The 14,567-nt window shown below is 58.2% G+C and carries 10 protein-coding genes; 5 read left to right on the forward strand and 5 right to left on the reverse strand.

Annotated features, from left to right (window positions below; all coding sequences use genetic code 11):
* Positions 1 to 191: 191 nt before the first annotated feature.
* Together BUA39_RS13650 and BUA39_RS13655 are read left to right on the forward strand one after the other, a co-directional pair.
* Entirely contained in the window at positions 192 to 1,670 is a 1,479-nt protein-coding gene (locus BUA39_RS13650) for a Y-family DNA polymerase (RefSeq protein WP_072793778.1), read from the forward strand.
* Positions 1,667 to 5,050 (forward strand): error-prone DNA polymerase, encoded by a 3,384-nt coding sequence (locus BUA39_RS13655; protein WP_072793779.1) that lies wholly within the window; start codon positions 1,667 to 1,669, stop codon positions 5,048 to 5,050. Before BUA39_RS13650 ends, BUA39_RS13655 begins: the two co-directional genes overlap by 4 nt.
* Before the next feature lie 32 nt (positions 5,051 to 5,082).
* On the opposite strand, the gene BUA39_RS13660 is transcribed toward BUA39_RS13655, so the two are convergent.
* From BUA39_RS13660 to BUA39_RS13680, 5 genes are all read right to left on the reverse strand, one after another.
* Positions 5,083 to 6,864: an IlvD/Edd family dehydratase gene (locus BUA39_RS13660; RefSeq protein ID WP_072793780.1), complete on the reverse strand. Its 1,782-nt coding sequence runs from the start codon at positions 6,862 to 6,864 to the stop codon at positions 5,083 to 5,085.
* Between the two features lie 27 nt (positions 6,865 to 6,891).
* Positions 6,892 to 7,995 (reverse strand): ABC transporter ATP-binding protein, encoded by a 1,104-nt coding sequence (locus tag BUA39_RS13665; RefSeq protein ID WP_072793781.1) that lies wholly within the window; start codon positions 7,993 to 7,995, stop codon positions 6,892 to 6,894.
* Between the two features lie 12 nt (positions 7,996 to 8,007).
* Positions 8,008 to 8,916, reverse strand: coding sequence for a carbohydrate ABC transporter permease (locus BUA39_RS13670; RefSeq protein ID WP_207546233.1), 909 nt, complete (start codon positions 8,914 to 8,916; stop codon positions 8,008 to 8,010).
* Positions 8,909 to 9,841, reverse strand: coding sequence for a carbohydrate ABC transporter permease (locus BUA39_RS13675; RefSeq protein ID WP_072793782.1), 933 nt, complete (start codon positions 9,839 to 9,841; stop codon positions 8,909 to 8,911). The genes BUA39_RS13670 and BUA39_RS13675 overlap by 8 nt, the downstream gene beginning before the upstream one ends.
* A gap of 72 nt (positions 9,842 to 9,913) precedes the next feature.
* Positions 9,914 to 11,191: an ABC transporter substrate-binding protein gene (locus tag BUA39_RS13680; RefSeq protein ID WP_072793783.1), complete on the reverse strand. Its 1,278-nt coding sequence runs from the start codon at positions 11,189 to 11,191 to the stop codon at positions 9,914 to 9,916.
* 225 nt (positions 11,192 to 11,416) lie between these two features.
* Here BUA39_RS13680 and BUA39_RS13685 point away from each other — a divergent pair, with 225 nt between their 5' ends.
* The 3 genes from BUA39_RS13685 to BUA39_RS13695 all read left to right on the forward strand — a co-directional run bounded on the left by BUA39_RS13685 (position 11,417) and on the right by BUA39_RS13695 (position 14,558).
* Positions 11,417 to 12,193: an SDR family NAD(P)-dependent oxidoreductase gene (locus tag BUA39_RS13685; RefSeq protein WP_207546234.1), complete on the forward strand. Its 777-nt coding sequence runs from the start codon at positions 11,417 to 11,419 to the stop codon at positions 12,191 to 12,193.
* Between the two features lie 2 nt (positions 12,194 to 12,195).
* Positions 12,196 to 12,942, forward strand: coding sequence for a FadR/GntR family transcriptional regulator (locus tag BUA39_RS13690; protein WP_072793785.1), 747 nt, complete (start codon positions 12,196 to 12,198; stop codon positions 12,940 to 12,942).
* Between the two features lie 422 nt (positions 12,943 to 13,364).
* Positions 13,365 to 14,558, forward strand: a complete 1,194-nt coding sequence (locus tag BUA39_RS13695) for an ABC transporter ATP-binding protein (protein ID WP_072793786.1) — start codon at positions 13,365 to 13,367, stop codon at positions 14,556 to 14,558.
* Positions 14,559 to 14,567: the final 9 nt, after the last annotated feature.

Genomic DNA, 14,567 nt, shown 5'->3' on the forward strand with positions numbered 1-14,567 from the left:
AGTCGGACGTGATGGGAAGTCTCTTCTTTTTTGACGCTTTCGCGCGCTATTGAACGTTGCGTGAACGAAGGATTTATGTCCCTTTCAGGGTGGGTTTCTGCGTGTCTCTTTCGGTTTTAATGCCCACCTCTGACTCGACTCTGTATTCCCATGATTTTATAAAGAACAAATAGGGAACATTTGGTGTCTGCATGTTCGACGGGATTCAACGTCGCCTCGTTTCGGTCTGGTTTCCCCGGCTCGCAAGTGACCGGGTATTACGGCTGTGTCCGATTGAGGGGCCGTTTGTCCTGACGCTGAAACAGCAGAATGCCAACCGGATTTACTGCCTGAACGACGCCGCCCTGCGCGAGGGGCTGCATCGGGGGATGTCTTATGCCGACGCGCGGGCCTTTTGTCCTGAGTTGCAAAGCCAAGAGGCCGCGCCAGAACAAGATCAGCGGTTTCTGCGTGTTCTCGTGCGCTGGGCAGAGCGGTATTGCCCTTGGGTGGGGCTGGAAGAGGACAATGGTTTGGTGATGGATATCACCGGGTCCTCCCATCTGTTCGGCGGCGAGGCGGCGCTGCTGGCGGACATGCGCGCGCGGTTAATGCGGGCAGGGGTGTCGGTGCAGTTGGGGCTTGCTGACACGCGCGGCGCGGCTTGGGCATTGGCGCGCCATGGCGAAGGCGTGGCCCCATCGGGGGCGGCGCTGTCGGCCATAAAAACCTTGCCGGTGGCCGCGCTGCGGATTGACGACAAGACGTCGCTCTCCCTTCAGCGTCTGGGGCTGCGCACCATCGGCGATTTGGCCGGGGCGGCGCGGGGCCCGTTGACCCGCCGCTTTGGGCCTTCGCTTTTGATGCGACTTGATCAGGCGCTGGGCGACCTCGGAGAAGAGATTTCCCCCCATGCACCGCCGCCCCATTATGCGGTGCGCATGACGCTGCCCGAACCCATTGGTCTGATTGGCGATGTGACGGCGGGCACCGAGCGGCTGTTGCAGCAGCTTTGCAGCAAGTTGAAAGACCAAGAGATGGGCGCGCGCCAACTGTGCCTGACCCTGCGCCGGGTCGATCAGGGGCACCAGCAGGTCGAGTTGCGATTGGCCCGTGCGTTGCGGGATGCGCAGCGTATATTGCCGCTGTTTGAACGCGGATTGTCCGAGATCGACGCCGGTTTCGGCATTGACCAAATGCGGCTTGAAGCCACGCAGGTCGAAGTCGTGCCCGTCAAACAGATCAGCCATGTCGCGGATGGGAGCAAGGATCAAGTAGATGATCTGATTTCGCGCCTTGGGACGCGGATCGGGCTGGAAAGCATCCTGCGGTTTCTGCCCGCCGATAGCCATATTCCCGAACGCAGTTTTTTATTGGCCGCTGCGGCCTATTCGGACCCAGCGCCGCCTTGGGGCATGGGGCAATCCCGACCGATCTGCCTCTTTCCTGCCGAGGCAATGGCCGCCACCGGACCACATCCTCCCAAACGCTTTCGCTGGCGGCGGATGTCGCTCAGCACGGCGCGGGTGACCGGACCGGAACGGATCGCGCCGGAATGGTGGTTGGAGGACGAAAACTGGCGGTCGGGCCTGAGGGACTATTGGCAGGTCGACACCCATCAGGGGCGGCGGCTTTGGCTGTTTCACACGCCACAAAATCCCGGTTGGTTTGTGCAGGGGGAATTTGCATGAGACCGGTCAATCACACAACGCCATCCACCGATGTGGTGAGGCCTCAGCCACAAAATAGCGATGCCGCCGGACAGGGCTATGCTGAACTTTGTGTGACCACGAATTTCACCTTCCTGACGGGGGCCTCTCATCCCGAAGAACTGGTGCTGCGTGCCGCCGAACTTGGTTTGTCCGCCATCGCCATCACGGACCGTAATTCTCTGGCTGGGGTGGTGCGTGCATGGTCGGCTTTGAAAGAGTTGAAGCGAGAAACCCAAGAGGCGCTGCAGATCCGGTCTGAACAGAAAAAGGATTCCTCATCGCGGCAAGACGTGGGCCTGCGGCATCTGCTGGAACGGCCCGCAGTGACCCGCTTTCCCAAGCTGATCGTGGGCTGTCGCCTGGTTCTGCAGGACAGCGGCGTTGAATGGCTGGCCCTGCCACGAGACCGCGCGGCCTATCAGCGCCTGACCCGGCTATTGACCCTTGGAAAGCGGCGGGCGGAAAAGGGGCAGTGCACGCTTTATACCAAAGATGTCATGGCGGGTTGCAAAGGTATGATCCTGATCGCAATTCCACAGGGCGGGCTGACCTCTGCACGGGATGATATCCGCACCATCGCACGACAATTTCCCAACCACGTCTTTCTGGGCGCGGTGCCGCCCTATGATGGGCGGGATCAACGCTATCTGGCGGCCTGCGCGCAGCTGGCGCAAAAGACCTCGGCGCCGATGGTGGCGCTGGGGGATGTGCTGATGCACCGGGCCAGCCGCCGGCAATTGGCCGATGTGCTGACCTGCATGCGCGAGCACATCACCATCGATCAGATCGGCACCCGCGCCTTGCCCAATGCTGAACGCCGTCTGAAATCCGGCACCGACATGGCACGTCTTTTTCGGGAACACCCCGCCGCCCTGCGTCGCACCTTGGAAATCGCCGACCGCTGCAGCTTTGATCTGGGAGAGCTGTCCTATGAATACCCGCACGAAGAAGCCGATGGCGAAACCCCGCTTGCACGGCTGACGCGGCTGGCTGAAGAGGGGCTTAAACGCCGCTATCCCGATGGCCCTCCGGACCGCGCGCTGGACTTGATGGCAAAAGAACTGTCCGTGGTCAAAGACCTCAATTTTCCGGCCTATTTCCTGACCGTCTATGACATCGTGCAATTCGCCAAATCCAAGGGCATCCTCTGTCAGGGGCGCGGTTCGGCGGCGAATTCGATCCTCTGTTACCTTCTGGGCATCACGGACGTCAGCCCGGATATGATCGCCATGGTGTTTGAACGGTTCGTGTCCAAACATCGGGGTGAGCCGCCGGATATCGACGTCGATTTCGAACACGAACGCCGCGAAGAGGTGATCCAGTGGATCTATGAAAAATATGGCCGCCACCGGGCAGGGCTTTGCGCAACGGTGATCCATTTCCGCACCCGCGCCGCCATTCGTGAGGTCGGCAAGGTCATGGGGCTGTCACAGGATGTCACGGCGGGCCTCTCTGGGCAGATCTGGGGCCTAAGCGACGGTGGCGTTGATCTGGACCGCATCCGCGAACTGGGCCTTGATCCCGAAGACCGCCGCCTGATGCAGACCATCCGCCTGATCGGCGAAGTCATTGGCTTTCCCCGCCACCTTTCGCAGCATGTGGGCGGCTTTGTCATCACGCGCGGGCGGCTGGACGAACTCGCACCGATTGAAAACGCCGCGATGGAGGATCGCACGGTGATTTGCTGGGACAAGGACGACATCGATGCGCTGTGTATTCTAAAGGTCGATGTACTGGGGCTGGGCATGCTGAGTTGCATTCGCAAATCTTTTGCCCTGCTAGAGCAGCATGAAAACATCACCCACAGCATCGCCACGATCCCGCAGGGGGATACAACGACCTATGACATGCTGTGCCGTGCGGACGCGGTTGGGGTGTTTCAGGTGGAAAGCCGGGCACAGATGAACTTTCTGCCCCGGATGCGCCCGCGCGAATTCTATGATCTGGTGATCGAGGTCGCCATTGTGCGGCCCGGGCCTATTCAGGGGGATATGGTGCAGCCCTATATCCGCCGCCGCAATGGGCAGGAAAAGATCGAACCCTTTGGTCCCGCATTGGAGGCCGTGACCAAACGCACCCTCGGCGTGCCGCTTTTTCAGGAACAGGCATTGCAAATTGCCGTGGTCGGGGCGGGGTTCTCGGCAGAAGAGGCCGACCATCTGCGCCGCTCGCTGGCTTCGTTCCGGCGCATGGGCACCATTGGCAAACACCGCGAGAAATTCATCGCGGGTATGTTGGCCAATGGCTACAGTCCTGAGGTGGCGGAACGGTGCTTTGGCCAGATCGAGGGCTTTGCCGACTATGGGTTCCCCGAAAGCCATGCGGCGGCTTTTGCCATGCTGGCCTATGTGTCGGCCTGGCTGAAACGCCATCACCCGGCGATCTTTGCCTGCGCCCTGCTGAATTCGCAGCCGATGGGGTTTTACGCGCCCGCACAGATCGTGCGGGATGTGCGCGAACACGGGATCGAGGTGCGCCCGATCTGCATCAACCAATCTGAGTGGGACAACACGCTAGAGCGCCGCTCGGATGGCGCGCTGGCGCTGCGGCTGGGGTTCCGGCAGATCAAAGGCTTCCGCGAAGAAGATGCGGGTTGGGTCGTTGCGGCGCGTGGCAATGGCTACCCGGACCCAGAGGCGCTGTGGCTGCGGGCAGGGCTGCGGCCTGACGTGCTGGCACGTCTGGCAGAGGCCGATGCCTTTGCCGACACGGGTCTCAAACGGCGCGACGCGCTTTGGCAGGTCAAAGCGATCCAAAGTCCCAAACCCCTACCGCTGTTTAATGACCCGATTGACGGGGAAGGGGTGCAGGAACCGGATGTCATCCTGCCCAATATGCAGCTTGGCGAAGAGGTGGTCGAAGACTACGTGACCACCCGCCTGACCCTGCGCGCGCATCCGATGGAACTTTTGCGTCCCAGCCTGCCGGGGCTGGTGACCCACGCATCCTTGCCCGACATCCCGCTGGGTCAGCACAGTGTCTGCGGCCTTGTCATCACCCGGCAGCGGCCGGGCACGGCCTCGGGGGTGATCTTTCTGACGCTTGAGGATGAAACCGGGGTCAGCAATATCGTGGTCTGGCCCAAGGTCTATGAGCAGTTCCGGCGTATTGTGATGGGGGGGCGATTGCTGCGCGTCAAAGGCTATTTGCAACGCGAAGGCATCGTGGTGCACCTGATCGCACAGGACATTCAGGACCTGTCGCATATGCTGTCAGATCTGGGTCACCCCCAACCCGAGGCGCTGACCACCGAAGGCCCGCGCGCCGACGATACGCCCAAACAAGCCCGCTATCCTGCGCGGGCCATGCACCCACGCGATCAGGCCAAGCGGTTGTTTCCAAGCCGAGATTTCCACTGACGCCGCGCCACAGCCTGACCCGGTAGAAGCCGTCAGTGATTGTCGCGGGGCACGCCAAAGGTTTGAGCGATCCGTTGATATTTGGGGGCCGGTTTCAGAACCATGCCTTCATTCAACTGGCCAACCATGCCGCGCTGAATCTCTTGCCACGGGGTCTGACTCGCGGGCATCTGGTAACCACCCGCCGCCTCAAGCGCTTCTCGGCGTTTGCTCATCTCCTCCTCGGAAATCAGCAGGTCGACCCGTCGTTTGGTCAAATCAATCCGCAGCCCGTCACCGGTTTGCAGTAAGGCAAGATTGCCGCCTGCCGCTGCCTCGGGGCTGGCGTTCAGGATCGATGGGCTGCCCGAAGTGCCGGATTGCCGCCCATCGCCCAAGGTGGGCAGTTCCGAGATGCCGCGTTTGATCAGCGCTGCGGGCGGCTGCATGTTCACCACCTCTGCCGCCCCGGGATGCCCCAATGGGCCCGCGCCGCGCATCACCAGAACACAGTTTTCATCAATTTTCAGCGCGGGGTCTTCGATCCGGGCGTGGTAATCCTCGGGACCATCAAACACGATGGCACGGGCCTCAAACGCATTGGGATCATCCGGGTTGGACAGGTACCGCTGCCGGAAATCTGGGCTGATCACCGATGTTTTCAGGATCGCGCTGTCAAACAGGTTGCCTTTCATGTTCAGGAAACCCGATGCGGGTTTAAGCGGTGCATCAAAGCTGCGGATGACGTCTTCATCGACGATCTTTGCGCCCTGATAAAGCGCTGCAATCGGGCGGCCTGATACGGTCATCGCCTCTGGATGGGGCAGGGCTTTGGCATCAAGCAATTCGGACAACACGGCAGGTACGCCCCCGGCACGATGGAAATCTTCGGCCAGATAGTCCCCCGAGGGCTGCACATTGCAAAGCAGGGGAATCTCATGGCCAATCTGTTCCCAATCGTCCGTGCTGAGATCAACGCCCATCTGCGTAGCCACGGCGTTCATGTGGATCGGGGCGTTTGTGCTGCCGCCGATGGCTGAATTCAGGGCGATGGCGTTTTCAAAGGCGCCGCGCGTCATGATGTCAGATGGCTTGAGGTCCTCGTGCACCATTTCGACGATGCGACGTCCGGTGGCATAGGCCATCTGGCCGCGTTCACGGTAGGGTGCTGGGATGGAGGCCGATCCCGGCAACTGCATGCCGACCGCCTCAGCCAGGCTGTTCATCGTGCTGGCGGTGCCCATCGTGTTGCAGAACCCAACCGAAGGAACCGACGCCGTTGCCATCTCCATAAAGGTGGCAAAATCAATCTCGCCCGTGGCAAGTTGTTTGCGTGCAGTCCAGATGGTCGATCCCGTGCCCGCGCGCTCTTTGCCGTGCCAGCCGTTCAGCATTGGCCCAACAGACAAAGCGATAGCCGGAATATTCACCGTCGCCGCCCCCATCAAGAGCGCTGGCGTGGTCTTGTCGCAGCCAATCGTCAGGACAACCCCATCCAATGGATAGCCAAACAGGCACTCCACCAGACTAAGGTAAGTCAGATTGCGATCCAGCGATGCCGTTGGTCGTTTTCCGGTTTCCTGAATGGGATGCACGGGGAACTCCATGCAAATCCCACCCGCGGCCTCGATGCCAGAACGGACACGTTTGGCCAGCTCGATATGGTGGCGGTTGCATGGGCTAAGGTCACTGCCGGTCTGGGCGATGCCGATGATCGGCTTGCCAGAGGTCAGCTCCTCCAGCGTCAGGCCGAAATTCAGGTAATGCCCGACATAAATCGCCGTCAGATCCGGGTGGTCCGGGTTGTCGAACCATTCTTGAGATCGCAGTTTCATAATAGCCCCGCAGTTTGCGATGTGACGTTAAGCAGAGAGACGCAGTTCGGTTGAGGGATCAAACAGGCAGACCTTGCTCATGTTGATCGCCAATTCGATGGTTTCGCCCTCTTTCGGGGCGTCGTCCGGTTCGACGCTGGCAACAACATCCTGACCAGCGACCGTAGTCATCAAGATCGTCTCCGCGCCCGTTGGTTCGACCATATCCACCAGAACTTTCATGCGCGCAGAGGTATCCCCCCGATGCGCATGCACCGGGTTAAAGTGTTCGGGGCGGACCCCGAAAATCACTGATTGCCCGGCAGCCAGATTGGCGGTGTGGTCCGCAGGCAGCGGCAGAATGGTCCCGTCGCCGCCGTCGATCGTCACGCCAAAACCAGCGTCGCTCTGCACGACCTTGGCATTCAAGAAGTTCATCGTTGGTGACCCCATGAAGCCAGCGACAAACTTGTTGCGCGGACGCTCATAGATTTCTTTCGGCGTGTCATACTGCTGCAAAACACCCTTGAACATCACCGCGATGCGGCTGGCGAGGGTCATCGCCTCGACCTGATCGTGGGTCACGTAAACGGTGGTTTTGCCAACGCGATTGTGCAGCTTCTTGATTTCAGACCGCATTTCGATCCGCAGTTTGGCGTCGAGATTTGACAGCGGTTCGTCAAATAGAAACAGCTTCGGATCACGCACCAAGGCCCGGCCCATGGCGACCCGTTGGCGCTGCCCGCCAGAGAGTTGGCTTGGCTTACGATCCAGCAGCGGTCCGATCTGCAAGAGGTCAGCAACCCGTGCGACGGTGTCTTTTTGCTCGGCTTTGGGGATATTGCGGCACTCCATGCCAAAAGTCATGTTCTCGCGCACGGTCATGGTTGGGTAAAGCGCATAGGATTGGAACACCATGGCGATATCGCGGTCCTTGGGCGCGTCGTTGTTGACCAAACGGTCCTCGATCTTGACCTCACCAGAGGTGACACTTTCCAGCCCTGCGATGATGCTTAGCAGGGTGGATTTCCCGCAACCAGATGGCCCGACAAGGGCGATGAACTCTCCGCTGTCGGCTTCAAGATTGATGTCCGTCAGAACTTCGACTTCTCCGTAGCTTTTGCGCAGGTCTTTGATGGTAAGAGATGACATATCAAGCGGTTCCTATTTGACGGCGCCTTGGGTGAGGCCACGTACAAAGTACTTGCCCCCAGCGATGTAGATGAACAGAGGCGGCAGGGCGGCCATGATGACGGCGGCGGCTTCGATATTGTAGTGCCGCTCCCCCGTGCCGCTGCCTGAAAAGGCCACGATGGCAGAGGTGATGGGCTGGTTCCCGCCCGAGGTAAAGACTGTCCCGAAGAGGAACTCATTCCAGATACCAGTGAACTGCCAGATCACGGTCACGATCACGATGGGCGGGGATAGCGGCAGAATGATCCTGCGGAAAATCCGCCAGAATCCGGCACCGTCGATGCGCGCGGCTTTGATCAGATCGTCGGGGATCGAGACAAAATAGTTGCGGCAAAAGAGCGTGGTAAAGGAAATCCCTTGCACCGTGTGCACAAAAACCAGACCGGCGATGGTGTTTGACAGTCCCAACTTGCCCAGCACGAAGGCCCATGGCAGTAGGGTCATCTGCTGTGGCATGAAGACGCCCAGCGTGATCAAGCCAAAGATCAGGCCGTCATACCGAAAGCGCCATTTCGACAGGATATACCCATTCAACAGCCCAATCATGGTGGACAGGATGGTCGCCGGGATCGTCATCAAAAGCGAGTTTTTGTAGAACCGCGACACCCCTTCGCAGGTGCCGCCGATACAGAAGGAACCCCAAGCTTCACCCCAATAACGCAGAGTCATTGTTTCTGCATCGGGCAAGGCAATGAAACCAGTGCGCACGATGTCTTCGAGTGGGCGCAGGGTGTTCAGCAGGATAATCAGAAGCGGCGCGATGTAGATCAGCGCAAATACGCTGAGCGCGCCATAGACGATGCCTTTTGACGTGATCCGACGGCGCATGCCTCCGGTGGCCAAGGGATCGAACTGTTCGTGCGTTGACGTATCAGCCATGACGCGCGCCCTCCTTACGAGATTGCCAAGCTGACCAGAGTGCGTAGGGCACCAGAACAAAGGCCAGTGCCACAAGGATCATAACGGCTGCTGCTGCACCCTGCGCGATTTGTCCGCGTTGGAACATCAAATCGTAAACCACGATCGCGGGGACAGTTGTTGCGACGCCCGGCCCCCCCTGAGTCAGCGCCACAACGAGATCGTAGGTTTTAATCGCAAATTGCAGCAGCACCACCGTCACCGCGATGAAGATCGGCCAAATGGTTGGCAGAACGACCTTGCGGTAAATTCGAGGCATCGAAGCCCCATCGATTTGCGCGGCTTTGACAAGGTCTCCGTCCACCGAACGCAGGCCCGCGAGGATCAGCGCCATGGCAAAGCCAGAGGCATGCCACATGCCCGTGATCACAACCACATAAAGGGCAAGGTCCCTATCTGTGATCCAGTCAAATTTCGCAGCCAGCCAGCCCATGTCGTGCAGGGCGCGCTCAACACCCGTATTAGGGTGGAAAATCCATCGCCAGACGGTGCCCGTTACGATGAAAGAGATTGCCAGCGGATAGAGGTAGATTGTGCGCCAGACGGCTTCAAACTTGACGCGTTGGTCGATCAGAACCGCAAGAACTGTGCCCGCAGCCAAAGAGCCGACCACGTATAGCGCGCCAAAAACGAACAGGTTCTGATAAGCAACGGTCCAGCGTTTGCTGCCCCAAAGCTTGGCGTATTCCTCAAAGCCCTGGTAGGTCGGGTCAGGCAATAGTGTGGACGTCGACAGGGAGATCCAGATCGTCCAGATCGAGAAGCCGACCACATAGGCAAACGCCAGAAAAATCGTCGGCGCCAGAACCATTTGGGGCGTCAGATTGGCCAGACGCTGACCCAAACTGGCCTGTGATGTCTGTGAATTGGGTGTATGTGCCTGCACGGGTGACCCTCCGACCTTGCGGCTTTCAAAACGTGCCCCGACCTCACAACGAAGGCCGGGGCAACAGGGAGGTTACATTTGCAGTTCGACTGCGTCAGCCAACTGATTGGCTGCTTCTTCCGGTGAGATACTGTCGTCGGCCACGAACTCTGTGATGACTTCCATCATCGCGCCGCGATACTTCTGCAGGACGGTCATGTTATGCGCCATAGAGCGCACCAAAGAACCTTCAGACACAGAGGCTTTCAGGTCCTCGAGGCCCTGTTGCTGACATTTGGTGAACCCACCGACAGAAAGGTCAACATCGGTCCGCGCCGGGATCGACCCTTTGGCGACGTTGAAGGTCGCTTGGAACTCTGGCGACATGATGATCTCTGCCAGCAGTTTCTGGCCTTCGACGTAGTCAGGATCGTTCTGCTTAAAGAACACAACCGAATCCGAGTTCAGGATAAAGCCGTTGCCGCCCCAATCGACCGGGGTTTGGGTGCAGTAATAGTCGGTGTCTTCTGAAAAGCCTGCAAGGTTTGCAGACGCAACCGTCCAGTCGCCCATCAGGAAGAACGCCGCTTCCCCTGTCATGGTCATGGTCATGGACTCTTCCCAGGACCGGCCATTGATGCCGTCATCCATGTAGCCGATCATCTTGCGCAGCTGCGCAAAGGCGTCGATCATGCCTTGGCTGCGCAGGGCCTCTAGGTCGGCTTCTTGGAAGGCTTTGCGATACAGGTCTTGGTCCATGCCATAGACAACGCTGTCAAAGGTTGTCGTGTCAGACCAATCCGCCGCCCCATGGGCGATACAGGTCTTGCCTGCCGCTACGATCTGATCGCAGGCCGCGTTGAATTCGGCCCAGGTTTTCGGCACGTCGATGCCCAGATCGTCCAAAATCTCACGTGAGGAATAAAGCCAGTTCACGCGGTGAATGTTCATCGGTGCGGCCACCCAGTTGCCGGTTGGCTTCATCACCGTCAGCAGTTCCGGCGCTACCACGTCGTCCCAGCCTTGCTCTGCCGCAGTTGCGTCCAGATTTGCTGTCGCGCCTGTGGCGTTCCATTCTGCAATTTCAGGGCCCTTCAACTGAACCGCCGCCGGGGCATTGCCCGCCACAACGTCTGACCGAAGCTTTGCAAGCGTGTTGGACGTATGGCCAGAGATCGCAGTCTGTTCCCATGTGCCGCCTGCGGCCTCAAACATTTCGCCCAGTTTGGCGATGGCTGCCGCCTCAGAGCCTTGCGCCCATTGGTGCATCATGTTGGTCTTTGGTTCCGCATGCGCAAAAGACGCGCCGAGGCTAAGGGCTGCAATTGCGGCTCCGGTGGAACGCAATGCGCGTGTCGTTTTCGTCTTCATTCGTAGTCCTCCCAATATCAATACCCGTCTGCGACATCGGCGGATCCTCCACCCGGCACGTGTCTGCGGTGATCTTGTGAGAATCGTTTGGCGAATCTCACACCAAAATTGTTAAGTAGGATTTGAAAACTTTTCAAGTAGTATTTAACTGGACAATCCAAACAAGGGATGTCACTTTACGGCAACGCAAGCAGCAAAGGTGCATTGCGCAAGGGAGGACAATCTATGGCAAGTCAAACCGAAGCATTCGGCCGTTATCCAAGCCTTGTGGATCGCCACATTCTTGTAACGGGCGGCGGCAGTGGTATTGGCGCAAGCATTGTGGAAGCGTTGGTCGCGCAGGGTGCGCGGGTGTCGTTCATCGATATCGACGCCGACGCCAGCGCAGTGCTTTGCGATGCTCTTTCTGATGCGCGCCATCGACCGGTGTTTCGGCAGGTCGACATCACAGACATAACTGCCTTCCAGGGGGCGATTTCAGATTTGGAACAACAGCTTGGCCCCATCCGTGGCCTTGTGAACAACGCCGCAAATGACACCCGGCACCTGACCGAGGACGTCACGCCAGAGTTCTGGCGCAAAGCATTTGCAGTCAATCTGGACCACCAATTTTTCGCCGCGCAGGCTGTGGCAGAGGGCATGGCCAAAGCAGGCGGTGGGTCGATTGTGAATATGGGGTCGATCAGTTGGCGCGTTGGCATGGCGGGCATGCCTGCCTATGTGTCGGCCAAATCGGGTATTGAAGGGCTGACCAACGGCCTCGCACGCGAATTGGGGCCAAAGAAAATCCGGGTCAATTGCCTGACGCCGGGATTTGTGCGCACTGCGCGTCAGGTTGAGTTGTGGCTCACCCCTGACCTAGAACGCGAAGTGTTCGACAGCCAATGCCTGCAAGAGTACATAGAGCCGCAATACGTCGCCAATATGGTGACTTTCCTACTCTCTGAGGACTCGCGCATGTGCACATCGGGCGTCTTCCCTGTGCATGCCGGGTGGATCTGATTATGGCCGGACTTGAACGATCTCAGGGTCAGAACATCACACAGCGCATTGTTGATGCGTTGGGCCGGCGGATCGTTGCGGGGAAATACATCCCCGAAGAAACCTTTCTCTTCGAACAAGACCTGATCGATGAATTCGGTGCCAGCCGCAATGCCGTCCGCGAGGCGGTTAAGACACTTGCGGGCAAAAACATGGTGGTCTCTGCTCGCAAAAAAGGGACCAGCGTGCGACCGGCCGAGGATTGGAACCTGCTGGACGCGCAGATCATTGACTGGATGATTGACGAAAAAAGCACGTCCGAGAAACTGATCGCGGCCCTTTCAGAACTTCGCAAGATCATTGAGCCAGAAGCCGCCGCGCTCGCCGCACGTAAGGCCAGCTCAAAACAAATCCTACGCTTGTTTGAATGCTATGAGATGATGGTTGAGAACACCGACGACGTTGAATTGTCCGTGTTTTGGGATGCCGAGTATCACAAGGCCCTGCTCGAGGCGAGCGGCAACCCCCTTTTGCGGTCTTTGGCGCAAGCAATAGAACGGTTGCTGCGCAGCAACTTCAACCTGTTCACCAATGCCAACGAAGGGTTCATTCGGAATATTCCTGACCATCTGTGGATCGCCGAAGCCATCCGTGATCGAGATCCTAACCTCGCCCGCCAACGCGCGGCTGACCTCCTCAATAAGAACGAAAACGATATTGAAGAACTCAAGCAGGGCATGGACGAGGTGGTGTTGCCGCCAACGGCTTGATGTCCTGCTGTAGTCTTCAGCTTGGAAGCGGGACCCAGTGCGCTCCACAAACTTCCTGAAAGAGCTTGAGCGGATTTTTCCAGAATTGATGTCGCCGTTTGATTCCTTTCCAGAACCAAAAGGCTGAATCCTGCACAACCAAACGTGCGAATTTGCTCCAATTATCACCCCTACGGTCGTTTATGTTGCATGATTTCCTCTGGGTTCCGCTCTGGAAACTCTGAGTAAAACCAATGTTTCCTCAAGGCTTTTGATCTAAAAATTCGCAAATATCCTGCAAAAATATAAAAATAATATACAATCTAGTACCGTTTAGTATAAAATATCCTCAACACCCGCTGTGACTCGTTTAAAACAACGAGAATCGCGAAGGCAAAGATGTGGCCTAGGGAGAGGCCGCGAGGATGAGGAGACCTGATGTTATGGCATCGGTGACAACGCGCGCGTTGACGAAGACCTATGAAGGCAGTGAAAAGCCAGCGCTGGATGCGCTTGATCTTGAAATCAAAGACGGTGAATTTCTGGTGCTTGTCGGCCCCTCGGGCTGCGGCAAATCCACGGCGCTGAAAATGATCGGCGGACTTGAGGATGTGACCTCGGGTGACATTCTGATCGGAGAACAGCGGGTCAATGACTATGCATCCCGTGATCGGGATATCGCCATGGTGTTCCAGTCTTATGCGCTTTATCCGCATATGACGGTTTTTGATAATATCGCCTTCCCATTGCAGATCGCCAAAGTCCCAAAGGACGAAATCGCGCGCAAGGTCGAAGAGGTCGCAAATATCCTGCAACTTCAGGCGCTTCTACACCGCAAACCCGGTCGATTGTCCGGTGGCCAACGCCAACGCGTCGCCATGGGCCGCGCCATTATCCGCCGCCCGTCGGTCTTTCTGATGGACGAACCGCTGTCAAACCTGGATGCCAAACTGCGCGTGAAGATGCGTTCTGAAGTGGCGCAGATTCAGCGCACTTTGGGCGTCACCACCATTTACGTGACCCATGATCAGGTCGAAGCCATGACCATGGGCGACCGTGTTGCGCTGATGCGGGCAGGGGTGCTGCAACAGGTCGATACGCCTGACAATATGTACCACGCGCCGGCAAATACCTTTGTTGCGTCCTTCATCGGGTCCCCGGCGATGAACCTGTTCCACGCCGCTTGTGAAAACACTGCCGATGGGGCTGTGCTGACGCTTGGTGGTCAGAAGATCGCAGTGCCAAGTGCCGCGCTTGATCGCTACCCGGGCCTAAAGGATCGCGCATCTGGACCTGTGATTGTTGGGGTCCGCCCCGAAGACCTCGAAGATGCGCGCCTTAAACCGGATCACCCGACGGATCAGGTGATCGAGGCTGAGATTCAGCTGCTCGAAAGCCTTGGGTCAGATCATATGGCTCACGTCGCTTTGAACGCGACCCCCGTGCATGACGATGAGGAACTCGGCCAAGAGGATCTCGATCTCACGACCGGTTCACACGAAGGCATTTGCATTTGCCGCTTTTCATCGCAGTCCCGCGCCACCCGAGGAGAAACGGTGCGCATCGCGGTCGCTGCCGACAGGCTGCATTTCTTTGACCCAGACACGCGGCAGGCGCTGCGCCCGCTGGGTGACTGACAAAAAAAA

Source organism: Cognatishimia maritima (genome assembly GCF_900129685.1).
GTDB lineage: Bacteria > Pseudomonadota > Alphaproteobacteria > Rhodobacterales > Rhodobacteraceae > Cognatishimia > Cognatishimia maritima.

Excerpts from the sequence above, each read along its gene's own strand:
- BUA39_RS13695 (WP_072793786.1), top strand. The coding sequence starts at position 13,365 with ATGGCATCGGTGACAACGCGCGCGTTGACGAAGACCTATGAAGGCAGT.
- BUA39_RS13670 (WP_207546233.1), bottom strand. The coding sequence starts at position 8,916 with ATGGCTGATACGTCAACGCACGAACAGTTCGATCCCTTGGCCACCGGA.
- BUA39_RS13655 (WP_072793779.1), top strand. The coding sequence starts at position 1,667 with ATGAGACCGGTCAATCACACAACGCCATCCACCGATGTGGTGAGGCCT.
- BUA39_RS13665 (WP_072793781.1), bottom strand. The coding sequence starts at position 7,995 with ATGTCATCTCTTACCATCAAAGACCTGCGCAAAAGCTACGGAGAAGTC.
- BUA39_RS13660 (WP_072793780.1), bottom strand. The coding sequence starts at position 6,864 with ATGAAACTGCGATCTCAAGAATGGTTCGACAACCCGGACCACCCGGAT.
- BUA39_RS13680 (WP_072793783.1), bottom strand. The coding sequence starts at position 11,191 with ATGAAGACGAAAACGACACGCGCATTGCGTTCCACCGGAGCCGCAATT.
- BUA39_RS13650 (WP_072793778.1), top strand. The coding sequence starts at position 192 with ATGTTCGACGGGATTCAACGTCGCCTCGTTTCGGTCTGGTTTCCCCGG.
- BUA39_RS13685 (WP_207546234.1), top strand. The coding sequence starts at position 11,417 with ATGGCAAGTCAAACCGAAGCATTCGGCCGTTATCCAAGCCTTGTGGAT.
- BUA39_RS13690 (WP_072793785.1), top strand. The coding sequence starts at position 12,196 with ATGGCCGGACTTGAACGATCTCAGGGTCAGAACATCACACAGCGCATT.